Annotated in this window: 23 protein-coding genes; 8 read left to right on the plus strand and 15 right to left on the minus strand. The window is 59.8% G+C overall.

Annotated features, from left to right (window positions below; all coding sequences use genetic code 11):
* Together ACKLLE_RS03255 and ACKLLE_RS03260 are read left to right on the plus strand one after the other, a co-directional pair.
* The gene (locus ACKLLE_RS03255) at positions 1 to 2082 is read left to right on the plus strand and encodes an acetate--CoA ligase family protein (RefSeq protein WP_420056803.1); all 2082 of its coding nucleotides are present in this window, start codon (positions 1 to 3) and stop codon (positions 2080 to 2082) included.
* Positions 2083 to 2087: 5 nt separating this feature from the next.
* Complete coding sequence (locus ACKLLE_RS03260; RefSeq protein WP_420056804.1) at positions 2088 to 3041, plus strand: hydroxymethylglutaryl-CoA lyase; 954 nt, start codon at positions 2088 to 2090, stop codon at positions 3039 to 3041.
* A 32-nt stretch (positions 3042 to 3073) separates the two neighbouring features.
* Here ACKLLE_RS03260 and ACKLLE_RS03265 read toward each other — a convergent pair whose 3' ends face one another.
* From ACKLLE_RS03265 to ACKLLE_RS03290, 6 genes are all read right to left on the minus strand, one after another.
* On the minus strand, positions 3074 to 4006 hold the full coding sequence (locus ACKLLE_RS03265; RefSeq protein ID WP_420056805.1) for an AraC family transcriptional regulator: 933 nt from the start codon (positions 4004 to 4006) through the stop codon (positions 3074 to 3076).
* 27 nt (positions 4007 to 4033) lie between these two features.
* On the minus strand, positions 4034 to 4507 hold the full coding sequence (locus ACKLLE_RS03270) for an aromatic-ring-hydroxylating dioxygenase subunit beta (RefSeq protein WP_420056806.1): 474 nt from the start codon (positions 4505 to 4507) through the stop codon (positions 4034 to 4036).
* Between the two features lies 1 nt (position 4508).
* Entirely contained in the window at positions 4509 to 5783 is a 1275-nt protein-coding gene (locus tag ACKLLE_RS03275; protein WP_420056808.1) for an aromatic ring-hydroxylating oxygenase subunit alpha, read from the minus strand.
* Between the two features lie 42 nt (positions 5784 to 5825).
* Positions 5826 to 6599, minus strand: a complete 774-nt coding sequence (locus ACKLLE_RS03280; protein ID WP_420056810.1) for a class II aldolase/adducin family protein — start codon at positions 6597 to 6599, stop codon at positions 5826 to 5828.
* A gap of 39 nt (positions 6600 to 6638) precedes the next feature.
* Positions 6639 to 8186, minus strand: coding sequence for an acetolactate synthase large subunit (locus tag ACKLLE_RS03285; RefSeq protein ID WP_420056812.1), 1548 nt, complete (start codon positions 8184 to 8186; stop codon positions 6639 to 6641).
* A gap of 253 nt (positions 8187 to 8439) precedes the next feature.
* Positions 8440 to 9270, minus strand: coding sequence for a FadR/GntR family transcriptional regulator (locus ACKLLE_RS03290; RefSeq protein ID WP_420056814.1), 831 nt, complete (start codon positions 9268 to 9270; stop codon positions 8440 to 8442).
* Positions 9271 to 9474: 204 nt separating this feature from the next.
* Here ACKLLE_RS03290 and ACKLLE_RS03295 point away from each other — a divergent pair, with 204 nt between their 5' ends.
* From ACKLLE_RS03295 to ACKLLE_RS03320, 6 genes are all read left to right on the plus strand, one after another.
* Positions 9475 to 10254 carry an SDR family NAD(P)-dependent oxidoreductase gene (locus ACKLLE_RS03295; RefSeq protein ID WP_420056815.1) on the plus strand — a complete coding sequence of 260 codons (780 nt, stop codon included), beginning with the start codon at positions 9475 to 9477 and terminating at the stop codon, positions 10252 to 10254.
* Between the two features lie 8 nt (positions 10255 to 10262).
* Entirely contained in the window at positions 10263 to 11036 is a 774-nt protein-coding gene (locus tag ACKLLE_RS03300) for an SDR family NAD(P)-dependent oxidoreductase (protein WP_420056816.1), read from the plus strand.
* A gap of 103 nt (positions 11037 to 11139) precedes the next feature.
* The gene (locus tag ACKLLE_RS03305) at positions 11140 to 12756 is read left to right on the plus strand and encodes a GMC family oxidoreductase (protein WP_420056817.1); all 1617 of its coding nucleotides are present in this window, start codon (positions 11140 to 11142) and stop codon (positions 12754 to 12756) included.
* Between the two features lie 82 nt (positions 12757 to 12838).
* Positions 12839 to 14158: an MFS transporter gene (locus ACKLLE_RS03310; RefSeq protein WP_420056819.1), complete on the plus strand. Its 1320-nt coding sequence runs from the start codon at positions 12839 to 12841 to the stop codon at positions 14156 to 14158.
* Entirely contained in the window at positions 14145 to 15551 is a 1407-nt protein-coding gene (locus tag ACKLLE_RS03315) for an MFS transporter (protein WP_420056820.1), read from the plus strand. Before ACKLLE_RS03310 ends, ACKLLE_RS03315 begins: the two co-directional genes overlap by 14 nt.
* Before the next feature lie 42 nt (positions 15552 to 15593).
* Positions 15594 to 17018 (plus strand): MFS transporter, encoded by a 1425-nt coding sequence (locus ACKLLE_RS03320; RefSeq protein WP_420056822.1) that lies wholly within the window; start codon positions 15594 to 15596, stop codon positions 17016 to 17018.
* Between the two features lie 51 nt (positions 17019 to 17069).
* On the opposite strand, the gene ACKLLE_RS03325 is transcribed toward ACKLLE_RS03320, so the two are convergent.
* The 9 genes from ACKLLE_RS03325 to ACKLLE_RS03365 are packed head-to-tail and all read right to left on the minus strand — an operon-like array spanning position 17070 to position 25953.
* Positions 17070 to 17498: a hotdog family protein gene (locus ACKLLE_RS03325; RefSeq protein WP_420056823.1), complete on the minus strand. Its 429-nt coding sequence runs from the start codon at positions 17496 to 17498 to the stop codon at positions 17070 to 17072.
* Positions 17495 to 18076, minus strand: coding sequence for an FAS1-like dehydratase domain-containing protein (locus ACKLLE_RS03330; protein ID WP_420056824.1), 582 nt, complete (start codon positions 18074 to 18076; stop codon positions 17495 to 17497). Before ACKLLE_RS03330 ends, ACKLLE_RS03325 begins: the two co-directional genes overlap by 4 nt.
* Before the next feature lie 10 nt (positions 18077 to 18086).
* The gene (locus ACKLLE_RS03335; RefSeq protein WP_420056825.1) at positions 18087 to 19316 is read right to left on the minus strand and encodes a CaiB/BaiF CoA transferase family protein; all 1230 of its coding nucleotides are present in this window, start codon (positions 19314 to 19316) and stop codon (positions 18087 to 18089) included.
* A complete protein-coding gene (locus ACKLLE_RS03340) occupies positions 19313 to 20596 on the minus strand; it encodes a CoA transferase (RefSeq protein WP_420057059.1) in 1284 nt (427 codons plus the stop codon). Before ACKLLE_RS03340 ends, ACKLLE_RS03335 begins: the two co-directional genes overlap by 4 nt.
* Positions 20597 to 20642: 46 nt before the next feature.
* Positions 20643 to 22145: a class I adenylate-forming enzyme family protein gene (locus tag ACKLLE_RS03345; protein WP_420056826.1), complete on the minus strand. Its 1503-nt coding sequence runs from the start codon at positions 22143 to 22145 to the stop codon at positions 20643 to 20645.
* Positions 22146 to 22925 (minus strand): enoyl-CoA hydratase/isomerase family protein, encoded by a 780-nt coding sequence (locus ACKLLE_RS03350; RefSeq protein ID WP_420056827.1) that lies wholly within the window; start codon positions 22923 to 22925, stop codon positions 22146 to 22148.
* 2 nt (positions 22926 to 22927) lie between these two features.
* Positions 22928 to 23719 carry an SDR family oxidoreductase gene (locus ACKLLE_RS03355; protein WP_420056828.1) on the minus strand — a complete coding sequence of 264 codons (792 nt, stop codon included), beginning with the start codon at positions 23717 to 23719 and terminating at the stop codon, positions 22928 to 22930.
* A gap of 12 nt (positions 23720 to 23731) precedes the next feature.
* Positions 23732 to 24799, minus strand: coding sequence for an acyl-CoA dehydrogenase family protein (locus ACKLLE_RS03360; protein ID WP_420056829.1), 1068 nt, complete (start codon positions 24797 to 24799; stop codon positions 23732 to 23734).
* Entirely contained in the window at positions 24796 to 25953 is a 1158-nt protein-coding gene (locus ACKLLE_RS03365; protein ID WP_420056830.1) for an acyl-CoA dehydrogenase family protein, read from the minus strand. Before ACKLLE_RS03365 ends, ACKLLE_RS03360 begins: the two co-directional genes overlap by 4 nt.
* Positions 25954 to 25956: the final 3 nt, after the last annotated feature.

Genomic DNA, 25956 nt, shown 5'->3' on the forward strand with positions numbered 1-25956 from the left:
ATGACCGTATCGCTCAAATCCGTTTTTCATCCAAGCACGGTCGCCGTGCTCGGTGCTTCGGCAGACCCGCGAAAGATCGGCGGACGGGTCATGAACCACTTGCTGGATAACCGCTATCCCGGCACGGTGTATCCCATTTCGCTCAGTACGGCTGATATCAGTGGCATCAAATGTCTCAGCTCGATCGCCCACGCGAGTGCCCCAGTGGACATCGCTTTCCTTGCCATTCCGGCCTCCGCGACCTTGGCGGCAGTGCAGGACTGCGCAGCGGCGGGGGTAGGCGCGGTGATCATTGGTTCATCCGGTTACGCCGAAAGTGGAGAGCAAGGCAAGGCCTTGCAGGAAGAGCTGGCGCACCTGGCAAAAGCCACGGGCATTCGCCTGATCGGCCCCAACTGCAATGGCATCTATAGCGCCCACGCGGGCCTTAGCCTAGGGTTCAACAGCGGTCACAGCCTGGCGATTCCAGCTGGCGATGTGGCGATCATCTCGCACAGCGGCGCCTTGTTTGATGTCTTCGCTCGCCGACTCATCCAATACGGTGCCGGCTTGTCCTTCTTCGTCTCCGCCGGCAACGAGGTGGACTTGGGCATGCACGACTACCTGGATTACGCCATAGAAGACCCCAACACACGGGTCATTGCATTGGTTCTCGACGGCATTGGCGATGGCCAGCGGTTTCGCCAGCAGGCCAGGCGTGCCCACGCGGCCGACAAGTCGATAGTCGCCTTGAAAATTGGCCTATCTAGCCGGGGCGAAGCAGCTGCCGTCGCGCATTCCAGCCGGATGGCCAGCGGCGCCCAGGTTTATCGCTCCTTCCTACAAGCGTGTGGCATACCCTTGGTCGAAACCCCAGAAGGCCTGCTGGCCGCCGCCGCGTTCCTCTCGCGCCATGGCAAGGGATCAGGCGCAGCGGTGGTTCTGTCTACCTCGGGTGCTGGCGGCGCCATCATGGCGGATCTGGGTGAGCGCCACGGTGTTGCCCTGGCCGACATCGGCGAGCACACCCACGCAAGGCTGGCCGGCCATCAGCAGTTTTCCACCATCAGCAACCCGATCGACATCGGCGTCTTCGGCACACTGGATCATTTCGACCAAATCATCGATGCAGTCACCGATGACGCCGCCGTTGGCATGACCATCGGGCTGTTCCCTACCCTGCCTCCGGCCACCCACGCAAGCGTAGTGCAGGCCTTGGGCGCGGCACAAACGCGCACTGGCAAAGCCAATGTACTGTTGCTGCCAGGTGGGTTGAGCGATGCTGCGGCTGAGCTTTGCAAGACCCATGGGATTACCTGCTTCACTGAAACCGTCGCCTGCCTCGAAGCAGCACAGGCCTACCTAGCACCTGTCGCTAGTACCGATCCGTTTGCGCACCCCATAGCAACGTTGAAGCTACCAGGCTCGGGCCCCCTCGATGAGGCTGCCTCCTTAGCATTACTCGCCCGACACGGTGTGCCAGTAGTGCCTGCACAGGTGTGCAGGGATGCCGACAGTGCCGAGCATGCGGCACGCAACATTGGTTTCCCAGTGGTAATCAAGGGCATTGCCGAAGGCGTTGCCCACAAAAGTGACCTGGGGTTGGTCAAGCTGAACGTGGCAGACACTGCCGCAGTTCGCGAGACGTATGAGGCTCTGGGCTGCCATGCCGTATTGGTGCAACCCATGCTCAAGGGTGAGCTTGAAGTCATCGTCGGCTATAGCCATTGCAACGATGCAGGCGGCATGTTGATTGCCGGCCTGGGCGGAATTCACGCCGAAGCGATACAGGACACAGTCATGTGGGCGGTACCTGCCACCCGCCACGCTGTCGAGGCCACACTGAGTCGCAGCACCATCGGGCGCATCCTCTCCAGCTCCCGCTGGCGCCATCCCCAGGCCTTGCCAGCGTTAGTGGATGCTTTGCTTGGTGTACAAGCCTTGGCCATGGCTGGCACTGATCGAGTAGTCGGCATCGATGTGAACCCGCTGCTGCTAGGTGCCCATGGCGCGGTGGCGGTCGACGGCTTGGTGGTGTTATCGGACCCCGTTACGCCCACCTCGGCTACTAGCCTCCCGGTGCCCACTGAACAACTGAGGTAATCGACATGACCTATCCGCGTGCAATCAGCATCAACGAAGAAGGGCCACGTGAGGGGTTCCAGGCTGAACCACGTTTCATCGCTACCGAACTCAAGCTTGCCTTGATCGATGCTCTAGGCCAAACGGGTCTCAAACGGATCGTTGTCACCTCCTTCGCCAACCCTGAACGGGTGCCTTCGATGCGCGATGCCGAAGAGCTGGTGGCCCGACTGGAGCGACGCCCTGGAGTTCGTTATTCAGCTATCTGGCTCAATCAACGCGGACTTCAGCGCGCGGTTGATACAGGACGCCTGGACCTCGAGGGCACATTGGGGCTGACTGCCTCTGAAGCATTTCTGCAGCGCAACCAGCGTAGAACAGCCAAGGAGGACATTGCCGCCGCACGTGCGTCGGCACAGGCCTATGAAGCCCTCGACATCCCGGTGACCCGCCTCGGCATCATGGCAGCATTCGGATGTAACTACATGGGAAGCATCAGTGTCGAACACGTGTTGCAGCAGGTTGACACCTTGGTCGAAATTGCTACCGAAAGATGCCTGCCCGTTAGCCGCCTAACCCTCGCCGACACCATGGGCTGGGCCAACCCGCAGGCGATCAAACGACTGGTTGGCGCAGTTCAGGATCGCCACCCGCAGTTGGCGATTGCGCTGCATCTACATGATACCCGCGGGCTTGGCATCGCCAACGCTTATGCCGGCCTGGAAATGGGCATTGCCGAGTTCGATGCCTCGATAGGCGGCGTTGGGGGTTGTCCCTTCGCAGGGCCAAATGCCGCGGGTAACATCGCGACCGAAGCGCTGGCCTTTCTCTGCGCAGAGATGGGCATCGACACTGGCCTGGACCTGGCCAGTTTGATCGACGCGGCACAGTTGGCCGAGCGAATCTTCGAACGCCCCCTGCCCTGCACACTGTCTCGCATTGGCGCCAACGCATTGCGCCTTGCACGCACAGCTCAGTAGACAATTAGGACGACTAAGCCAACGGCGGCGGGTTACTCCATTGGTTGTATCCACGCCGCTTTGCGAAACTCGCTAGGCGTAGTGCCCTGGCGCTGTCGAAATACTCGAGTAAATGACGACTCCGACGCATATCCGCTCTGATGGGCCACCTCGGCAATGGTCAGCGCGGTGCTCCGCAGTAACGTGGCAGCATGGTTCAGACGGATCGACGCTACATGCTGCATAGGCGGAACTCCGGTCCTTGCCAGATACTTTTCCGCGAAGCTGGCGCGAGACATGCCGACCAGCTTGCACAACGTCTCAAGGGTCCATGGATAGCCGGGCTCGGCTGTCACTGCCGCGACAGCGCGCTCAATTCTATAGGTGCGCAGCCACACGTGGGCAAGCTCGGACACTTTGGCCATCACATGCGGGGTGCTACGCACCGCCTCAAGCAGCATGAGATCGGACAGGCGCTGCACCAGTGCCCGTCCGCCCGGCGCCATCACTGCTTCAGCCAAGGCGTCACCCGAGACAATGCCATGACCGGAACAGGGACGCTGCATTACCGCAGGCAAAGCGGCGACGATGGGATTGGCGGTCAGCGCAGGAAAACGAAACACCCCCGACAATGTGCGAAAGGCCGGCGCAGCGCCGTGACCAAGGCGCAGGAATGCCGGCACATCCCGGGCCAAAGCAAGGGGTACACGCTCTGCCTCACGCGCCGGAATCGGGCGCACCTTTGCGTCGACACTTAGACTGTGTCGACGTCCGTGGGGCAACACCACAAAGTCACCACCTTCGAGTTGAGCCTGAAACGAGCCATCTTCAGCCGCAAGGTGGCAAGCACCGTCCAAAATAAAATGAAAGGTAGGCTGCATGGCCACGAAAAGGGCGCCACGTCCGGGCGCCACCTCCATGAGCGAACACTCGAGTTCTGTGATATGAACCTGGCCTAGCACCTGCGAAGCGGTTGTCTTGTGCATGTCGAGCAGCCGGCTCCGGCATAGTGATTAGATCAAGTAGGTGATGTTACTCATGTAACCGTCATTGTTCACCAGATAGACCGTCTTGCGCACGATCCTGAAGTTCTCACCCTCGGGGCGCAGGTGGTGAACCACCCGCGCTGCCAAAGTTTCGATGATGTCCCGCCGAAACGCCGTGATATTGAACACCGAGCGCGCCTCGACCAAGCCATCGTCTCGAAGTGTCGCACGTACATTGGCCACCACCCGCAATGTTCGGGTACGCGGCGACTGTGTATGCGCGTACCCTGTCATCAAGCGCCTTACCCGGTCTTCAATACCTGAATAGGCCTCGTAGACCAGTGCAACGTGCGTCTGCGGGTCAGCGTCATCGTCATTGCAAGGTATCCAGTACTGGCAGTCTTCTGCCCACAACGCCAGCCACTGCGGGTAGGCATGCTGGTCTGCAAGCTCCGCCTCTTCGAACAGAAACGCTTCGACCCGCTCTTTCAACGTCGCCATGCTAGATCCCCTCGCTCATCAACTGCTGCCAGCGTGCGAAGAACGCGCGGTTGGACAACTCATCGGTTATCTGCCCAGACGTGGAGCCATCGTCATGCTGTGTTTCCAGATGAATGCCACGGCTGATTAACGACCAAGGGTCGACCGTGGCGGACAAGCCTATCTGATTGCGCTCGAAGATCTCGATGTCGTCGGACTGCCCTCCCCCGGCCGGCCCATAAAAGGCCTCGTGGTTGCGCAAGCGGCGGGTGTTGATCTCTTGTGGCACGCCCTTGAGCATGATCGGGAACAGATGCACCCGGGTTTCCTTGGCTGAGACAGGCTGGAACAAACGGAAATGCGCGCCCACGTAACCAAAGTTCGGGAATATGTAAAGGTGCGTGCCACTCTTGGCCAGCAGGTGGTCGGCGCGCTCCTGACCATAGCGCTCGACCAGGGCCTGGTGATAGACCCTAGTCGCCTCTTGGCCAGGCTGGTTGCCAGGAAAGCTGCGGGTGCCGCCAGCGATGATCGCACTAGAATCCCAGGCGCAATGGCCATTGCCCAGATGCCGAATGCGCGCCGGTGATGCACTGGTAGTCAGAAGGCCCGGGTTCTTGCCGGTTCTCGCCTGGACATTCTCGAAGTAACTGCGATGAACCGGCACAGCATGGTAGCCATCGATGGCGTTTTCGATCATCAGCTTCCAGTTGCCGGCGAAACGAACCTTGTGCACACCAGCATTGACCATCAGCTCGCCGACCGGTGACAAGTCGGCGATATCATCAAGCTCACTCATCACCAACGGGCCAAGGTACTCACTTAACGGCGGTACATCGGCATTCAAAGAGGCAAAGACGAACCCCCGGTGCGAATCCACCCTTGCCGCCGGTCGCAGGCCGAAGGCGCTTTTATCGAAGTCAGCATCGTAACGGTCGGGAAATGGCACCACCGCCAAGGAGCCATCGGTCTTGAAACGCCAGCCGTGATAGGGGCAAGTGAACGCCTTGGCATTGCCGCGCTCCAGGTGGCAGACCGCGTTCGCCCGGTGGGTGCAGCGGTTCATCAGGACCCTGACCACGCCCGCGTCATCACGCAAGAAAATCACTGGTTGGCGACCGATCACTCGTTGGCGATAGTCACCGGGCTCGGCGACTTCGCTGTCATGACCAATGAAGATCCAATTGCGGGAAAACAGCACATCGATTTCCCGCTCGAAAATAGCCGGGTCCTGGTATACATCACCGTGAACGCGGTCGGTTGCCACCAGTTCGGTGACCTGCAGTTTCTCACTCATGCTTCGGGCTCCTGAGAATGACAAGACACAGTGTGGCAACGCTCAGGTGAGCACACTCGCATCGGCGAGCACCTCACGGCGGATCATGGCGTGATACATACGGTTGCCTGACTTACCAGCCAACACCGAGGCCATCAATCCGTCTACCGCCTTGGGCTTCATCGGCAGGCCACGCTCGGCACCGAGTGCCTTGACCCGCCATGCCATGCGGCTGCGCATTTCCAGAGACACACAGCGCTGGTGAGCACGCGCAATGCTGTCGGCGAGCACGAACACCCCATGGTTGGCAAGAATGGCGGCGTTGGCGTCCCCCATGGCCCGCACGTTCAGCTCGGCAATCTCATTGAAGGTCACATCGGCCGCGTACTCGTTGTATAGCTCCAGCGCTCCCACCTGGGCAGAGTTTTGGTTATAGATCCCGGGGACCTCGCCCAATGCCCCCCAGACCGTTCCCCATTCGCTGTGGTGGTGGACTGCGACTTTGACATCGGGACGCAAACGGTGGGCAGCCAGATGCAGGGCAACTGCTGGGGTGACGGTCCAGCGTCCTGAAATCAGCTTCCCGTGTTCATCAATGCGCAGAACATCCGAGGCGCGGATTTCGTCCCACGGCACCTCCCACGGATTGAGCAGGATGCTGCCGTCTGGCTGCAGGTAGCTGATATGGCCCCAGTTGTGGTCGTTGTACCCTTCCCGATGCAGCATGCGTGCTAGCACAGCAACCTCGGCTTCAGGCGACAAAGAGAAATACAGGGTTTTCTGCTCAGGTTCTGCCCAAGGCTTGGGCTGAATGGGCTCGGCGCTTGTTGTTGTCATTTGGCATGTTCCTCATCACGGTCGTGTTCAACGAAAAGCTCAGATACGAGCCTCGATCAGGTGTGGACCTGGTAATGCGAAGGCGTCTTTCAGCGCGGTGCTGAAGCCGCCCTGGGTATCGACCCGGACACCTGGTACACCGAAGCCACGGGCAAGGGCGACCCAATCGATGTCCGGGCGGTCGATATCCAGCATTTCCCTCGCGTTCCCCCCCAGATCAGCAACCCCCATGCGAGCAAGCTCTGCCTGCAGCACCTTGTATTTGCGGTTGGCGTAAATCACCACAACAATGTTGAGTCGCTGCCTGGCCATGGTCCAAAGTGCCTGGAGGTTGTAGAGGCCACTGCCATCGCTTTCCAGGCACAGCACCGGGCGTTGCGGGCAGGCCACCGCGGCACCGACGGCAAGGGGCAAGGCAATGCCGATGGCCCCGCCGGTAATCTGCAGCAGGTCGTGTCTGGGAGCGGCTGCGGTGAACTCGCGCAGCCTTTCACCCGAGGTGTTTGCCTCTTCGGCGATGATTGCCTGTGATGGCAGCAGGTGCGCCACGGCGGCAGAGATGGCGGCTGCCGTCAACGCGGCTTCACCGCGAGGCAAGGGCGGCAACAGGCCAACCGGCTCGCTGTGCAAGGCTGGCGCCTCGAGCGCGCTGGCCAGCCGCTCGAGCCCGGCGCACAAGTCTTCGCGCGGTTCGGCAAAGGTGTGCACGACCATGTCGTCCGTCACCGGACTGCAGGGGCGGTCAGGGTATGAAAATGAAGCTACTGGTGCTCGCGCCCCTACAAGCACGATCAGGTCCACACCCTCGAGAAAGGCCTGTGCCTGCCGGACATCGAGTGGCAGCCGCGCAAACTCCGGCAGCCCTGCCCCTCGCTCACTCCTTGCCACCACCCACGGTGTACAAACAGTGGCCCCCGTAGCGTTGGCGATACGTGCCGCGGCCTCAAGCCCAGGCGCACGCAGTGCCGCACCATCGATGAGGATCAGTGCACGCTTGGCCTTGCGCAGCAAGTCGAGCGTCTGCTGCACCGTGGCCTCGGCCGGTACCGGGGCATGCCGAGGAGGTGCAAGTTGCGCTACCCCTTCACTGGGGCCCCAACTGGCATCGGCAGCGATGATCAAAGAGCAAACCTGCCCTGGCGCCTGCCGCGCTGCTGCGATGGCTTCTGCAGTATCTCGTGCCAGGTCACGGGAGTCGTAGGCAAGCCTGACCCAATCGGAGAACGGGCTGACGATACCTTCGATTTCAGCATCCAGAGGGAAATCGTGGCGCAGATGGCGGATGCCGTTCTGGCCGATCAGGTTTATCACAGGCGTGCGGGCCTTGTGGGCATTGTGCAAGTTGGCCAACCCGTTGGCGGCTCCAACCCCCAAGTGCAGCAGCGTGGCAGCCGGATTGCCGGCCATCCGTCCATAGCCATCGGCAGCACCGGTAACGACCCCTTCACTCAGGCACAACACACAGTTGAACTCTGGAGCCTTGTCGGCCGCTGCCACGAAGAGCATTTCGGACGTACCGGGGTTGGCAAAACAGGTGTCTACCCCCCCAGCTAGCAAGGTGTGTATCGACGCTTCAATACCGTTCATTAGTTGTCCCCTGACGTGCGATGCAAGGCCTGGTAGCCACGGCATCGCTCAAAGCTTGGTGTGATCGAAGCTTACGTCAGGGCCGCTGGTTTGAACGCGACCGAACTTTGGAATTGGACGCCTGCACAATCAATACAGACGTTCTGCACATTTTCGCCTGCCCGCAAAAACAAGCTACAGGGCTTTGGCGCTAGCACGCGAAGTCCCGACACCGGTTTGGCAAACGGTTATGCCAGACACAACGAGCAGCCGATCAGGCAGGACCGGCAGTGACCGAGTTGGAAAGCAACTTGCGGTCCCCCAAGCGCGTGCGCTCGAGAAACTCCAGCGCGCGCTCCATGTAACGCTGCCAGAATGCAGCCGCTTCATCGACCTTCCCCTTTTCCAGCAGATTGCACAGCGCGTCATAGCCGGCCACCGTCTTGGTCATGTTTTTGTGCAGGGCTTCTGGCGAGTCGGCACTTTCCGAGAGGTTGATCGAATAAATGCCATGGGAAATGGTCTGCAATACACTCAACAGCATGGCGATGGTCTTGTTGCCAGACGCCTGCGAGAGCATTTCGTGGAAGCGGTTGGTACCGGTGACGACATCAACGTAATGCCGCGCCTCGAGTTGCACCTGCAATTGCTCAACGATGGCGCGCAAGCCGTCGCTGGCTTCCTTGAGCTCAGCGCTTCGTCCTTTCAATGAACGAATGATCGCCGGCTCGAAGAACATACGCGCCTCATGAAGGTCGCGCATGGTCACCCCATCTGCTGCCAACATGAAGTTGGCGTACTGCGCCACCTTCTGAATACTGGGCCCGAGGATCGTGGCACCCGAGCGCATGCCACGTCCAATGCTGATCAGGCCTTCCGCCTCCAGGATACGTAGTGCTTCGCGCAGGGTTGGCCGTGACACGCTGAACAGCTCCAGCAACTTGCTTTCAGGTTGCAGCATCGAGCCGGCCTTAAGATTGCCCGACGCAATCTGGTCACGCAGCCTGCCAGCGACCATATGTGAAAGCTTGGGAAGCTTGAGATCATCACCGATCGACGCCATCAAAGCGCTGTCACCACCATTCTCAGACGATTTCTTAGCCATCATAACCTCCAGAAAAACCATTCAGTAATATCGCATTTGATCGCTAACTTAGCCACTTGTTTAGTTAACTCACGCAGCCGATCCACCTACGCCCGCCTCTCTTCGCATTGACATGCCACCACGTTCAACCCTTGCATACCGACAGGTTTAGCTCTAAATTGCTAACTTAGCTAACGAGGTTATCCAAATAGGCGAGGATGCAGCGTGTCGGAACTAGAACTTTCGGGCCAGGTGGCCCTCGTGACGGGTGCCAGCTATGGCTTGGGCCGGGCAATCACCGAAGAGTTGCTCAAGCGTGGCGCCACAGTGATGCTGACGGATATCACCGATCGCGTTGAGGCAACCGCCGCGCAACTGCTTGAACAGGGCCTGCCGGTGGCACACACGCAATTGGACGTCACCCGCAGCGAGTCCGTGGACAAAGCCGTCCAGGAGACGCTTTCGCGCTTTGGCAAACTGGACATCTTCGTCAACAACGCCGGCTGGTCCAGAGTGATGAAGCCGCTGCTGGAGCTCACCGCCGAGGATTGGGATGTGTATATGGACATCAACATTCGCGGCAACCTCTTCTGCATCCAGTCTGCCGCCCGGGCAATGATCGCAGGTGGCAAGGGCGGGCGAATCATCTCTATTGCCTCTACCGCAGCCACCAAACCCTACAAACGGGCAGCCGCTTACTGCACCAGCAAGGCGGCCATTCCCATGCTGGCCAAGGCAGCAGCGCTGGAGTTGGGTGAGCATGGCATTACCGTAAACTGCGTGGCGCCAGGCCCGACTCGGACCGAGACCAATTTGGCCCACAGCGCGGGTGCCATCGACCCCAAAATGGGGGAAGAAAAGCGTCGCCGTGAGGCACTGATTCCACTAGGCAAGAACGATCCGGAAGACATCGCCACTGCAGTGGCCTATTTCGCCTCACCTGCTGCACGCCGCGTAACCGGACAATTGCTGGTTGTAGAGGGTGGGGGGCTACTGCTTTCATGAACCAGCCCATGATCGAAAATGGCCTGTTCGACCTTACAGGCAAGGTGGCTCTGGTCACCGGTGCCGGCCACGGCATCGGTAAAGCCACAGCTACACTGCTTGCCGCCGCAGGGGCCACCCTCGTCATTGCCGATAAAGATTTTACGGCCGCGCAAGATGTTGCCCAGCAACTGGGCGCCGCACACCAAGCGGTCTCCTTTGACCTGGCCTCGCAGACATCGATAGAAGCCTTGTTCGCCCAAGTGGCCGATATGCACGAGCGCCTCGACATACTGGTCAACAACGCAGGTATCTATCCGCGCTTCGCCCTTGACGACGTTACCCAGGCGCAGTGGGAGCAGATGCAACACATCAATGTCTGGGGCTGCTTTGTCGTGTTGCGCGAAGCTGCTCGCTTGATGCGCCAGCATGCCAATGGCGGGCGCATCGTCAACGTGTCGTCAATCGGTGCGGCCCGTACCGCAGTCAATGACCAGGTAGCCTACAACGCCTCCAAGGCTGCGCTGGACTCTGTGACCCAGTCGGCGGCACTCGAATATGCCCCGCACGGCATTCTGGTCAACTCCATCCTGCCAGGGGCCGTGATGCCGCTCGACCCGCGCCCAAAGCCTGCAGCCCACCAACCGGCCACCGGGCCGTTGCTGTCATCAGGACGCATGCCGCTAGGGCGCCCGGCGCACGCCCATGAAGTGGCTGGCCCCATTCTGATGCTGGTAAGCGCTGCAGGTGCCTATATCACCGGGCAGACTCTGATAGTCGACGGCGGATTCTCCGTGACCTGAACCGGAGCGTGAAGGTGGATCACTCCCCGCCTCACTAGGGCACTCAGCCCTGAACGCCTTGAGCCCATTGCAACAAGAACAACCGGGTCGAGTAAGGTGAATCGTGGAAAGGTACGACTATGTAATCGTGGGAGGGGGATCGGCCGGCTGTGTACTGGCCAACCGCCTGAGTGAGAACCCAGCATGTCGAGTGCTGCTGCTCGAGGCAGGGGGGGAAGCGGACTCTTTGAAAGTAGGGCTTTCATTCGGCTTTCCCATGATGCTCAACAACCCCCATTACGACTGGTGCCTGGAAACCGCCAGTGAGCCCCACCTCAACCAGCGCAGGCTGGCCTATCCCAAAGGGCGCTTGCTAGGCGGCTCCAGTTCGATCAACGCCATGGTCTATACCCGGGGTCTAAAAGACGACTACGATGCCTGGGCCGCAGGTGGGCTGCCCGGATGGAGCTGGGACCAGGTTGAGCCCTACTTCCGCAAAATGGAAAATTACCATGGAAGCTCCCCTTGGCTGCGTGGTAAAAGCGGGCCGGTCGACGTCAACCCTGCGCCGAATTTCCACCCCCTGAGCCAGAAAATACTGGAGGCCGCCAACCAGTCACCGGTAGGCGCCAGCCAGGATTACAACGGCAGCAAGCCCACCGGTATCGGTCGGGCCCAGGTGTTCTTCCACAATGGCCGGCGGTGCGGCTCAGCAACGGCCTACCTTAAGCCTGCCCGTGAACGCGCTAATTTGCGGGTCGAAACGCAAGCCAAAGTTCAGCAGATACTCATCACCGGCAAACGCGCAATCGGGGTGCGTTATCAACGCGAAGGCGTTGGCTGGATCGTCCATGGCCGCGAAATCATCGTCTGTGCAGGTGCAATCGGTAGTCCACATTTGCTGGAGCTATCTGGCATCGGTCAAACAGCCCGCCTACACGCCCTGGGTATCTCACCCCGTCACCATCTGCCAGCGGTTGGCGAATACCTTCAGGACCACTTGCTGGTGTTCGTGGTTCATGCGCTGCATGGCATACGGGGCCTGGGCGCCGAGTACAGCGGCTGGCGTTGTGCACTGAACGCGTCCCGGTACCTGCTGTTCAACTGCGGCCATATGAATGGCACCGCCACGCAACTGTGCGGCCATGCCTACATCGACGTCGAGGGCGAACAGGTAGGGCTGCAATTCCTGGGGATGCCGCTGAGCTTCATGTACGACGCAAACCGCAAGACGGTGGTGCGTAACCCCGAAGCAGCGCTGACGCTCGGGGTAACCGTATGCCAGCCTCATAGCCGAGGGCATGTTCACGCCTGCACCGCCAACATTGATGACGCACCGCAGATCAGCACCCATTTCCTAAGCGACGATCGTGACCTGAAAGCCACCATTGCCGGCCTCAGGCTTTGCCGGGAAATCATCGCTCAGCCCTCACTGGCAGCCATCAGTGCCATAGAAACCGCACCAGGCACACAGGCGCAATCCGATGAACAGCTTAGCCAGTACATTCGCTCTGCCGGCACCCCGGCCTATCACGCCGCAGGCACCTGCCGGATGGGGATCGACCCGAACAGCAGCGTCGTTGATGGCCAGTTGCGCGTGCATGGCATTGACGGCCTGCGCATTGTCGATGCCTCGGTCATGCCGCAGCTGGTGTCCGCCAATACCTATGCGCCTACCGTGATGATCGCCGAAAAAGCCGCCGACCTGATCAAGGCTACGCGCAAGTCACAAGCGGCTTGACCCTCATTCAACACGCCTCACGCATGAGTCATGTGCTGCGTATGGCACGGCTAAACCCTGTCATTTATCGAGAGACTGGACAATGAACGACACCTCATTACAACAACCGAGTTCATACAACCAAGGTGAGTCGTCGCGAGCCCGCTGGTATGTGTTGCTTCTGCTTATCTGCGGTTATGTCATCTACACCTTGGACAAACAGATCATCTCAGTGCTGATCGAGCCCATCAAAGCAGAATTTGGCATCAGCGACACCACCATCAGCCTGTTGGCTGGCCTAGCCGTCACCCTCCCATTCGCCTTGGCTTGCATACCTATCGGCATGCTCGCCGACCGGGTCAACCGCAAGCGCCTTCTGGTCATTCTGGTGGTCGGCTGGAGCCTGATGACCGGCATGGCTGGCCTGGCAACCACGGTGGCATTGCTGTTTCTCTCCAGGGCGGGTGTAGGGGCCTTCGAGGCTGGCTTCTCTCCACTCAGCCTATCCGTGATCAGTGACAGTTTCGCCCGCCGGCAACGCGCTACTGCCATGGGCTTGTTTACCCTAGGCCCCCCCATCGGGGCATTTCTCGGCCTGGCAGTTGGGGGCTATGTAGCAGCAACCTATGGCTGGCGCATGGCATTTTTCATGTGCGTCATCCCGGGACTGCTCCTGGCGTTGCTGATCGGTCTGACGGTGCGCGAGCCGGTACGCGGACGCTACGACCCGCCAAGTGCAGATGCCACTTCGATGCCCTTGACCGCGGTGCTGCGGCATATCTGGAAAGACCGGGCGCTGTTCAACATTCTCATGGCCATGGTGTTCTGCACCGTGCTGCCAGCTGTTATCACGGTGTGGACACCGAGCTTTCTGATCCGTGTACATGGCATGAGCCTGCAACAGGCAGGCGTGGCGTCATCAATCGCCTTGGGCCTATTCGGTGCACTGGGTGCCGCAGGTGCCGGCGTCATCGCGGACCAACTGGGCAAGCAACATGAATGGCGCAAGCTACTCTGCCCGTTGATTGGCATCAGCTTGTCGATCGTGTTTGCAGCGCTCACCTTCCTCACACTCCCTGGCCCTACGCTTACCGTCGTCCTGCTGTCAGCGCTGGCCTGTTTCGCCCAGTTCTACATGGGTACTGGCTACAGCGTGGTCACCACACTGTGCCCGCCCAACATGCGCGGCACCACGCTGTCGATACTGCTATTGGCTTTTAATTTCGGCTCCTACGGTCTGGGCTTGCTGATGCTGGGCATGCTTAATGATGCCCTCCAGCCGTTGGCCGGAAGCCGAGCAATCGCTTATGGCATGTGCGCTTCAGCACTGTTCAGCGTAGTCGGGATGTTGTGTGTGTGGCGCACCATCTCTCACATGCGCAACCCACACCGCGCGACGGCAGTTCAACATGCAGCCGCTTGATACAAATGGCAGGCCGGTCAGCGAACAGGCTCATAATCTGCCAAACCGCTCACAGACTCTCACCCCCTGGATTCTGGGGGTGGCTGTACTGTTGCAGACCCTGGACGCCACCTCGATCGCAGTCGCACTGCCAGCCATGGCCAAAGACTTAGGCAGTGATGCCCTCAGCGTGTCCGCTGTCATCTCAGCCTACCTGCTGGGTTCAGCGGCAGCAGTGCCGGTTTGCGGTTGGCTGGCAGATCGGTTCGGTGGGCGCAACGTGTTCCTGACCAGCATCCTGGTGTTCGTGATCGCCTCACTCGCCTGCGCCATGTCCAGTTCCTTGCAACTGCTGACTGCTGCTCGCTTCATCGAAGGCGTGGCCGGGGCGATGCTCATGCCGGTTGGTCGGATGATCATCATGCGCACCTTCGCACGAGAGCAACGGATACAGGCTTACACCACCTTTGTGCTACCGGCTTTGATGGGACCCATGCTAGGCCCAGTGCTCGGGGGGCTACTGGTCGACCATGCTGACTGGCGCTGGATTTTCCTGCTCAACATCCCACTTGGAATTGTCAGCCTACTGGCCTTGGGTTTGCTGGTGAAAAATTTTCGGGAGTCGTCACCCAGGCCGATCGACGCGCGCGGCATGGCCCTAACCTGCACAGCCATGCTGGGGCTGTTCTATGGCTTCATACAGCTGTCCAAAGGCCAGTGGTGGAGTGGGCTGCTCGCTGCCGGTGCCGGCTTCGCCTTGTGCTTATTGGCCGTGCGCTATTCGCAGGGCCGCGAACATGCCCTGTTGAAGCTTTCCCTGTTCAAGCTTGTCCTGTTCCGCCGCGCGCTGGGTATAGATCTGAGCTGGCGCTTGCTGATGAACGCCGCGCCCTTTCTGCTTTCGTTGCTCCTGCAGACTGAACTAGGCCTATCAGCGTCGTTGGCCGGCCTGCTGATCGTCATGCTGGCGATGGGTTCGTTGCTGACCAAACCTATTACCTATCGCTTAGCGAATGCTTTCGGGGTACGTCCAGTGATGGCGGTTTCTACAGTAACGGCGGTACTGGCGCTAGTAACTTGTGCCTTCTTGCCCATCGGAACATCACCCACCTGGATTGCCACGCTGCTGCTGACGTTCGGGTTCTTTCGCTCACTGGTCATCAGCATCACGGCAGTGAAGATATTCGACCCTGTACCGCCTGAAGACACTGGTGCCGCCACCACCCTCGCGGCAATTGGGCAGCAAGGTTTTCAGGTCATGGGGCTGACCTTCGTGACATTGCTGATGCAGGTGTTGAACAGCACCTTGCTGGCAATGCACTCCATATCCATCGCTATCACCATCAGCGGGCTTGTAGCGCTGGCTAGCCTCTACTTCATCTGGAACCTGCATCCGGCATCAGATGGTGCCTGATAACCGCTATTCACTTACCTGCATGCAAAGAGAACAACAATCATGAAACGCTTATCTGCACGGCCCACCTGGCTGATCATGCTGGCCTTGGCAATTGCCGAAATCACCAGTTCGTTCGAAGTCAGCATGGCATTCGTCGCCTTGCCGACGATGAATAGAGTGTTCGCTGACCCTGCAACCGTCAGTTGGATCTTGTCGGGCTTTTTCATCGCCTCGGCAGGCAGCGTCGCCCTGTTTTCCCGCCTTGGCGACATGTACGGCCGGCGCCGCATGCTGATTCTGATCCTGCTGGTGGCAGCCATTGGCTCACTCATGAGCGCCATGTCGGACAGCCTCGCCGGCGTGATCGCTGGACGCACCCTGCAGGGCCTGACGGGTGCAGTGCTGCCACTATGCCTAGGCCTGATGCGGGAGAATATGCAGCCGAAAACCTTGGCGGTTAACATCGGGATCATGAGCGGCATCCTTGGTGTCAGTGCCGGCCTTGCTTTTCTGGTGGCAGGCGCGATCATTGATCACTTCGACTGGCGCGCCATGTTCTACTTCAGTGCCGGCATGGCACTGATTGGTGCGATCGCCATCTGGGCCTGGGTACCGGCCTCCCAGCCGGACGCCAACCGCCCGCGGCTGGATACGCTGGGCGCGGTGTTGTTCGTACCCGCCATCAGTGGCGTCATGCTTTCCATTACATTCGGCAAGGCCGGCTGGCTGCAGCTGCAAAGCGGCGGGTTACTCATCGCCAGCTTGCTATTGCTGGCAGTTTGGGTACGGCACGAACTGCACCACCCGTGGCCGTTGATCAATGTTCGCCTGCTTGCCGACCGCCGAATCCTGCTGGCGAATCTGGTCTTCGCCGCCATCGGTATCGGTCCTATGCTTAGTGCCACGGTGATCCTCGCTATCGCGCAGCAGCCTGAATGGACGGGCGCAGGCTTGGGCCTCAGCGCGACAGCATCTTCGCTGCTAACCCAACCGACCACCTTCATGGGTTTCATCGCCGGCCCTGCTGCCGGCCTGCTAGCTGCGCGCTATGGGGTCAGGACAGCGATGATGACCGGAGCAGCGATCGTGGCATTGGGTTGGCTACCTTTACTTGTCAATCTGACGGCCATGCCCATTCTGTTGCTTAATGTGATTGTCTTCAGCTTCGGCATCGTTGTGCTGTTCAGCGCGGCCAGCAACCAGATAGTTCTGGCATCACCGCTGGAACGCACCAGCGAAGCCATGGGCCTTGCCCAGGTGTCCAGGGGAGCCTGTGCAGCGCTGGGTAGTCAAGTCATCGCGCTAATTCTGGCGGGCTCAATGGTCGAGCCGAATGGCCCAGGTCAAGCCTTTCCGGATGCGGGGGCTTACCGTCTGGTATTGATTTACCTGGTTCTATGCAGCCTGGCGGCCTTGATCAGTGCATGGCTTTTGCCACGACCGCCCAAGTCCTTGGACGGTGCAATGACCCAAAGGGTCTGCTGATTCCGGCAAAAAAAAGGGGCGCCTGAGCGCCCCTGATTTTCGTGCGGTAGATCAGTGAAGCGGTAAGCTCACGGTGACGCTACCCGGCCCCACGCTCAAGCCACCAGCGTTTTCCGACCAAATTTTGATCTCAGCCAAGCCCCGCTCGCCTTCACGCCAGGTACTCACTACTTCGCCACGTACGGTCACCGTGTCCCCGACCAGATTGAAGCGGCTCATGCGAAATCCCTTCATGGCCAGCATCTGACCATCCAGACCGATGAAGTCGCGCACGGCGCGCTCCCACATACCTTGCAAGAACAGGGTATTGGCATACATCTCTGGGGCGCCGGTCGACTTGGCATATTCACTGTTATGGTGAATCGCATTAAAGTCCCGGTTCGCACCTGCGGCGACAACCAGACGGATCACCGAAAGCGGAAAGGCCACTGGGCTTAGTTTTTCGCCAACCGAAAGATCGTTCCAGTATCGAGTGTTCACGCCAGATTCTCCTGTTTAGCAACTACTGGCTTGTAGAAAAACAAGGTGGTGCGCACGCGTGCAACCACTTCAAGTTGGCGCGTGACGATCTCGGACTCGAACGTGACGAAGGCGCCACGCCCCACTTTGGTTTCCTTGACCGAGCAGCCCACCAGCTTGCGCCCGCGCTTGCCCAGGTGCTCACCGACCAGTACCGGGCGCAGGTAATCCATTTCGATATCTGTGGCGAAGTAGCCTTCACAGTACGGCGCCTCTTCCGGCAACAGAGGGCGGATCGCAGGGCCGGCAATCTGCGCATCTCTCTGCTCGGAAACGAATACTGACCGCCCGGGTGTCCATAATGCAGGCATGGCAAAGGACAGCAGGCTGCTACTAGGCGCTACGAGATTCGTATGACCATGTGCTTTGGCCATCTCAACGTCGGTGTGCAGCTGGCAATCGAACTCCAGTGGTTCCAGGAAACGTCTCACGGCCCCCTGCTCCACCGGATCAGCGCCCCACTCCACCTCTTCCCCGCCAAACGATTGGCCGATCTTCGCCTGCAGTGGCAACCATTCTTCTTTCCAGGATTCACTCATGATCAGGTCCTTACTTGAAAACGCCCTGCTCTTCGAGCTCGGTAATACGTGCCTGCGAGTACTCCAGCAAAGTCTGGAGAACGTACGCATTGTCTCTGCGATAATGCGGTGCCGGGCGTTCGAACTTCGGTGGCGTGGCAGACAGCTGGTAACTGGCATTCTCGACAATGGCCGTGCCCATCAACTCGTGGGGCAACTCGATGAAGTGCTGGCGATGGCGAAGCTGAGCATCCTCAAGCAAGTCCTGAGAACTGGCGACGTTGTGTGCGGCGATACCGGCATGCTGCAAGGTGACCTCAACCTGCAACGCAGTCAGCGAGGCAGTCCACTGTGCGACCAGTTCTTCGAGTAATTGCTCGTTGTGCTTGCGCGCGGTGAGTGTGTCGAAACGTGGATCACTCGCCAGTGGCTCACCACCAATGATGCCCGCGAGGCGTTGCCACTGGGCGTCAGAGGCCACTGAAATCGCCACCCAAGACTCGTCCTGCGTGTTGACGGAAGCACACCTGAAAACGCCATGCGGGGCCATGCCAGGGTCACGATTACCCTGTGTCTCGACAATCCGGCCGGTGGCTGCGCAGTCAGCTATCTGTGGCGCGAGGAACTGAATACCTGCCTCGCATTGTGAGACATCCAGATAGCAACCTTCACCCGTCCTGCGACGATGATCCAAGGCGCCGAGTAAGGTCAAAAGCGCGAAACGCGGTCCAACGAAATCGGTGTAAGGGCCATACGGCCCGGCAGGCAATCGTTCAGGCCATCCGACCAGGGCCTGGTAGCCGGAGATCGCCGCGCCAACGTTGCCAAAACCGGCAAAGCCCGACCATGGACCGGTCTGCCCCATCAGTGAAGTACTGAGCATGATGATGTTGGGGTTGATGACCCGTAGGTCATCATACCCCAGCCCCCAACTGGCCATTTGGCCGGGCGAGAACGATTCGAGCACGACATCCGCCCATGCCACCAGCTCACGGACGATGGCCTTGCCCTGCTCGGTAGACATGTCCAAGGTCAGGCCCAGCTTGCCAACGTTGCAGCTTTCGAACAGTGCAGACTTTTCGGTGTTGGCGACGCCATCTGGGAATGGCCCCATCATGCGAGCAGTGTCGAGGCGAGTCGACGACTCGACTCGCACTACGGTCGCGCCATTGATCGCGAGGGCGCGACCGATCAGTGGGCCGGCTACCACCCACGCCATGTCCAGTACACGCAAATCCTTGAACGCAGTGATCTGGCTCATGCAATGACTCCGTCGATTTCAAGCTGGTCAATCTGTTCCGGCCGCAATCCCAGCCACTGCTGAAGTACCTGTGGGCCGTCGACCCCAAGTGCCGGGGCTGGGTTTACCTGGGCGAAGCCCGCTGGTGCCCCATGGGCATAACCACCTGGCAGGGTGCGTACTCGCCCGGCATCTTCCTCGACAGTGACGAAATACCCACGCGCCTTCAGCTGCTCGCTGTCCAGCAGGTCTTGGATCGTCGCAATCGGCGCACACAGAAAGCGCTGTTTGAGTGCGTGCTCAAGCATCTCGCTTTTGCTGAAACGAGCAAAAAAATCAGCGACGCATTGGCGGGCGCGCTCTATATCCTGCTCGGTCACCTCATCCTCGAGAATACGCTGGGGCAGTTTTACCCAGTCCCACGCTGCAATGTCCGCTGGGCACGCCCCACACTCAGCCATCCAGCTGAACAGGTTGTTGGTGAAGCGCCCACTGCCTGGCCCGATACCCAGGTGCATTTCCACCAGCCCATCACGTACATGCCATTTGGATCGTCGTGTCCGTGCACCACTGCCACTGAGGTCCAATTGCTTTTTGTCGCTCTTCACCCCCGAGGCAGCGCCCAAGGTAAAATTCTCATGGCGGTAGGCTGCCGACAGCGATGCTGCGAGCGTGCACAGCGTAGCGCTCTGCTGCGCCGACACATCTACGTGCTGGCCAGTTCCGCTCTGTAGCCTCGCAAAGTGCGCAATCAATGCGGCATTCGCGGCGTCTGCCGCAGCATTGAGAAAACTCTGCGGAACACTGAAACGCAAAGGGGCGAGCTCGGCGTCACGGGTCAGGCGCATGGGCCCGCCCGCGGCCCAGACCGTCAGGTCGCTGGTGACGTAATCCGCTTTAGGGCCCGTAGAGCCAAAACCTGTGATCGAGACATGGATCAGCCTGGGGTTGAGCTGTAGAGTCTGCTCCGCATCAAGGCCCAGGGCCTTCATGGCCCCGGGGTCTGCAGACTCGATGAAGAAGTCGGCCGTCTTGAGCAGCTCCCGTATTAACTCTCGCCCTTCGGCGGACGACAAGTCACAAGCGAGGCTCTTCTTGCCCGCAGCATATGCCGACCAGTAGAACGAGTTGTTACCCGCCTCTGCGTGTGGGTCAAACGGCCCTGAGAAACGTGCGCTCGAGCCTTCCAGCGGCTCAATCTGTACAACCTCGGCGCCCAGCCTGGCCAGCATGCAACCGGCCAACAGCCCTCGCTCATCACTCATGTCCACGACACGATACGGGGATAAGAAACCTGCCATATCCACCAGACCTCCAATGATCCATTGTTGTTTTACAGCCTGTCACTCAACCGAGTTGGGCCAGCAATTCCTTCACCGCAGGGCGGCTGATCTTGTCTGAAACCGTGCGTGGCAGCCGGCTGACGACATGCACCCGAACAGGCACTTCATAGGGCGATAGCCGCTGCTTGGCGAATGCCCGGATGGCCTCGCCGTCGAGCTCACTGCCTGGATAGGCCTCGACCACAGCCACCGGTACTTGACCAAGGCGCTCATCGTCCAGGCCGAGCACGATCGCGTCGTAAACCCCTGGGAATTGCTTGAGCGCTTCGGCGACTTTTCCCGCCATGACCTTGAAGCCACCGCGAATGATCGCGTCATCTGCGCGCCCAACGATGTACAAAAATCCATCTTCATCCAGGCGAGCAAGATCAGTGGTCGCGATCCAGGAGGCCCCCCCGTCGATACGCTCCAGCTTCGCTTCCAGGATTCCCTGCTCACCTACCGGCAGTTCTGCCCGTGAGGCGGGATCGACGATTCGTAACTGAACTCCTTTGGAAACCCGGCCCACGCTGCCGCGTTTGGTGTGCGCATGAAGGCGGTGGTCATCCAACGTCCAACTGGTGACGACGCCCATGAATTCGGTCGCGCCATAAGTAGTCAGCACTGGCACGCCAAACCTGGACTCGAAGGCTTCCTGCAATTCCACCGACAGTGGCGCGGTTCCCGCCCTGACCGCACGCACGCTGGCGAAGTCTTCGCGGGTCGCATCGCTATCGACCATCATCTTTATCGCGGTCGGCGGCAATGGCGCGAACTTGGGGCGGTACTTGATCAGTGCCTGACGGTAATGCTGGGCATCGAATTTCTCGAAAAGCACGATCGGACGGACTTCGAACACGGACATCAACGTATTGAAGGTACCACTGGTATGCACCAGTGGGCTGAACATCAGCGTCGGCGAGGTTTGCGGCTTCAGTTCAAAGTTTTCCACCGTCCCCTTGGCACTGCGCACGCCATCACGCAACGACGCGCTAATCGTATGCTCTGATACCGGTATGCGTTTAGGCGCACCGGTCGTACCGCTGGTCTGGATCTCGATCAAGGTACCCACCGGCCGCAGTCGGTGGGCTTGACCTCCAAGTGGGGTCAGCGTCTCGAAGAAGACGCCGTCTGGCGTGACATCGACCGCGATCACCAACGTCCCCGATGCACGGGCAGCTGCAACCACATCACTCCCCAGATCTTCGCGCTCCCCGATCAGGCAGGCAAGGTTGAGCTCGGCGACCTCCTCGGCGATCAGTCTGGTCGGGCGTATGGCATTGATCAGTACCATGGCGTGATCCGCCCCAAGGATGGCGATGAATGCGCTGACCGCTTCGAGTCGGTTACGCCCCAGCAGACCGACCATCTTGTCGTCACCGACGCCCTGATGCCCAAGCACAGTGGAGAGATCGTCAATGGCTGCGGACAGTTGCTGCCAACTGAGCAATCGGCCTTCGAAATCAATGGCAGTCAGTCTTCCACCCGCCTGTGTGGCACGCAGAATGTGATCAGCGATAGCAGCCATTCAGCGCACCTCGTAGCTTTTACGTTTGCCACTTTGCAGCATGTTTTCGATCTGAGAGATACCGATCGGATTGCCCAACTGGGTGTAGCTGAGCCCGCGTGCCATGGCCTGAGTTCGCCCGCTGTCCAGAGACTCCCAGATCGCGCGCACCGTGCCTTGGGTGGATACACTGGGTTTGGCGGCAATGATCGCTGCGACCTGGCGTGCCCGCTCATGCAAGGCATCGTGAGGTACCAGTTCGCTGACCAAACCGATTTGGTGAGCGCGCTGAGCGCTCATGCGCTCCTCCACCCCCATCAACGAAACCCGCAGGATCTCGCCCAATGGCATTCGCCGTGCCATGCTGATCGGCTCAAGCGCTGCGACCAAGCCAAAATCCACATGGGGGTCGAAAAACGTTGCGTCCTCGGAGGCGATCACGATATCAGCCCCTCCGACCACGTAGAACGCGCCACCTGCGCACATACCGCTGACCGCGCAAATCACCGGTTTCCAAACCTTGTGGTGTTTAGGATCCAGGCTTTCACCCGGGTCTGGCTTGTTCCAGATGTTGTCGGGGTAGTTGAAGCCTTGGACGCGGTCCAGCCCCGTGGAGAATGCGCGGTTGCCGTCAGCACGGAAAACCACGGCATGAATGTGGTCATCATCACGCACTACCTGCCACAGGCGCTTGATTTCCAGCATCATCTCGGCATTGATGGCATTGAGCTTGTCAGCGCGGTTGAGCGTGATCGTGGCGACGTGATCGTCACCCACATCGAATTGCACTAGGTCAGTCATGTTCAGGCTCCCGGGCGCTGGCGCGGCGTCACATAGTCACCAGAGGCGTCGCCAAGCTTCATGCCCCCGTCACAGTCAAGGATGGTTCCAGTGATATAGCTGGCATTCTCGGACGCCAGGAAGATGGCGGCCTTGGCGATGTCATCCGGAGTGCCGAAGCGACGTAGTGCGGTGTGCGCACTCCACTTGGCCTTATCTTCAGCCGTCGGCGCCATGCGCTCGACCCCCTCGGTACCCTGAATGGGCCCAGGCGAGATGGCATTGACCCGCACTCCCGCTTGCCCCCACTCCATCGCCAGCACCTTGACCACCATGTTGACTCCAGCCTTGGCGGCGCACACGTGTACCTGCTCCGGCAGCGGCTGAACGGCCTGCGGCGCGGTGATGGCGATCAGCGAAGCACCTGGTTTGGCGAGCAGGTCGAACGCTGCGCGGAAGACGTTGTAGGTCCCCAGCAGGTCAATGTCGACCACCGTCTTGAAGCCATTAGCCGAAATGTTCACGGCTGGCGCCATGAAGTTGCCTGCAGCCCCCGCGATAACCACATCAGGGGCGCCCAACTTCTGTGCCGCATCACGAAACAACGCGCTGATGGCGTCTATATCACGCACGTCGGCACTGCCGGCCAGGGCGATACCGCCAGTCTGCTCCATGATCTCACGGGCAGCCATTTCGGCCTTGTCGGGATCCCGACCAAATACCAGAACCTTGTCGCCCTGCGCAGCGAAGGCCTTGGCGATACCCAGATTGATGCCACTGGTTCCGCCGGAAATAAAAACGCTCTTGCCTGCCATGTGCTTCCTCTCTTACCAGTCGTTCATCGCCGCTACACGGCTGCGATGGAGCTGGGGCATGCCTAGATAAGCCTGATTGAACAGTGCACGCTTGAGCCACACGTGCGCGCCGTACTCCCATGTGTAGCCAATACCGCCATGGGCTTCGATCATGCGCCGGGTGACCTTGGGATACATTTCGCTGATATGCGACTTGGCCAAGGCAGCCGCTTCGGAACTGCCGGGCATGTCCGTATCGAACTGGTGCGCTGCGTACCAGTAGAGGCCAACACAGGGTTCGACCATCAGCGCCATGTCGGCCAACTGGTGCTTCACGGCTTGGAAAGCCCCGACAGGCTTGCCAAACTGTTCACGCTCCTTGCAGTAATCAACTGATAGCTTCACGGCTTGTGAAGCACCGCCGAACGCGTCTGCCGCCAACAGTACGAGACCGGCATCGACCACCTTGGCACCAGCAGAAACAGGCAGGTGTTCAAGCCTGACGTCACTGAACTCGACATGGGCCAACTGCCGCCCGGCATCTGTAGATACCAGCGGCGTGCACACGATTCCTGGCGCATTGCCTTCAACGATCGCTAACCTACCCCCTTTCAGACCCACCACGATCAGGTCGGCACCCTCCGGATGTAGCACGTAGCGTTTGCTCCCCGTCAAAGTCCGATCACCTTCAAGGGTCCAGCTATCGACGCACCATTGCCCCTTGCCCTCGGCCAATGCCACGGTGGCACGCAACTCACCACTCACCAGCCCAGGCAGCCACTTGCTCTTCTGCTCGTCGCTGCCGGCAAGCGTGATGGCCAGCGTTGCCAAGGCATGCTCGAAGAACGGACCGGGCATGGCGTATCGCCCTACCGGCTCAGCCACCACCGCCAGGTCGAGCAAGCCCAGACCCAGGCCACCGTAAACTTCCGGCACCATCATGCCGCCGATGCCCAGGTCCATCAGGCCTCGCCAGAGCTGAAAGTCCGCTGCGGCCTGATCATGCGGTTTCAGTGCCCGATGAACCGGACACTCAGCCTGCAGGTAGTCCACCACGGCGTCCTGGAACGCGCGTTGCTGTTCGTCTAGATCGAACCTCATTCTTGATGGCTCTCCCGCGGTAGACCAAGCCCTCGCTCGGCGATGATGTTGCGTTGGATATTCGAGGTACCACCGGCAATGGCGGCTGCAAGCGAATTCATGTACTGGTTGACCCAGCGCTCGCTGCCCGGTCGTGGGTTGCCGATGGGCGATACCAGCGCGTCGTCTTCGATCAAGGCATTCGCCAGCTCCGCTACCGCAGCGGCGAAGTTGGACTGTGCCAGTTTGTTCATCATCTGCAGCATGCCGCCGCCTTCACCGGACAGCTCCCGGCTCATCTGGATCAGGCTGGAGCAGCGCTGAACCTCCAGTTCGGCCTTCAGAGCCGCAAGGCGGTCACGCACCCACGGGTCCAGCAAGGCAGCCTGGCCACGCAACTCGCAACGCCTGGCCAACCCGACCACACTCTTGAACAGTGACTCCGAGCGGTCGATCCCGCCGAGCATGTTGCGCTCGTGCTTGAGCAGGGACTTGGAAACACTCCAACCTTCGCCCCGCGCGCCAACAATCCAGTCCGCTGGCGTCACTGCGTCGGTGAAGAAGACTTCGTTGAAGTCGTTGCCACCGTTGATCTGCTTCATGGGGCGAATATCAACCCCTGGCTGATCAAGGTCGATCAGCAGGTAGGAAATACCATCGTGCTTGCCTGCCTGCGGCTCGGTGCGAATCAAGGCGAACATGTACTGGCATTCACGAGCGTAAGAGGTCCACACCTTCTGCCCATTGATGACCCATTGCCCGTCACGCAGCTCGGCCTTGGTGCGCAGGCTCGCCAGGTCACTGCCTGAACCAGGTTCGCTGAATCCCTGCGCCCAGCGGTACTCGCCAGTCAAAGTCTTCGCGATAAACCGCTCTTTCTGCCACTCTTCGCCGCGTTCGAGCAACGTGGGCACCAGCATCTGTACACCATTGCCCTTGATTTCGCCCGGCGCCTTGGCGGCCGCGAACTCTTCGCTGATGATCCTTGCGCGGATCACATCGGAAGGTTGCTCCGAGCCGCCGAAGCGCCTGGGGATACCACGATAGAGATAACCTGCCTCGACGGCGGCACGGCGAAAGGCCGCTACATTCGTACCTTCGCGCCACTCGCTGCGCAGAAACGCCCGCACCTGCTCTCGGAAGGTGTCGTGCTCCGGCCCGTAATTCAGTTCCATAGT

The organism is Pseudomonas bharatica (assembly GCF_048586865.1).
Lineage (GTDB): Bacteria > Pseudomonadota > Gammaproteobacteria > Pseudomonadales > Pseudomonadaceae > Aquipseudomonas > Aquipseudomonas bharatica.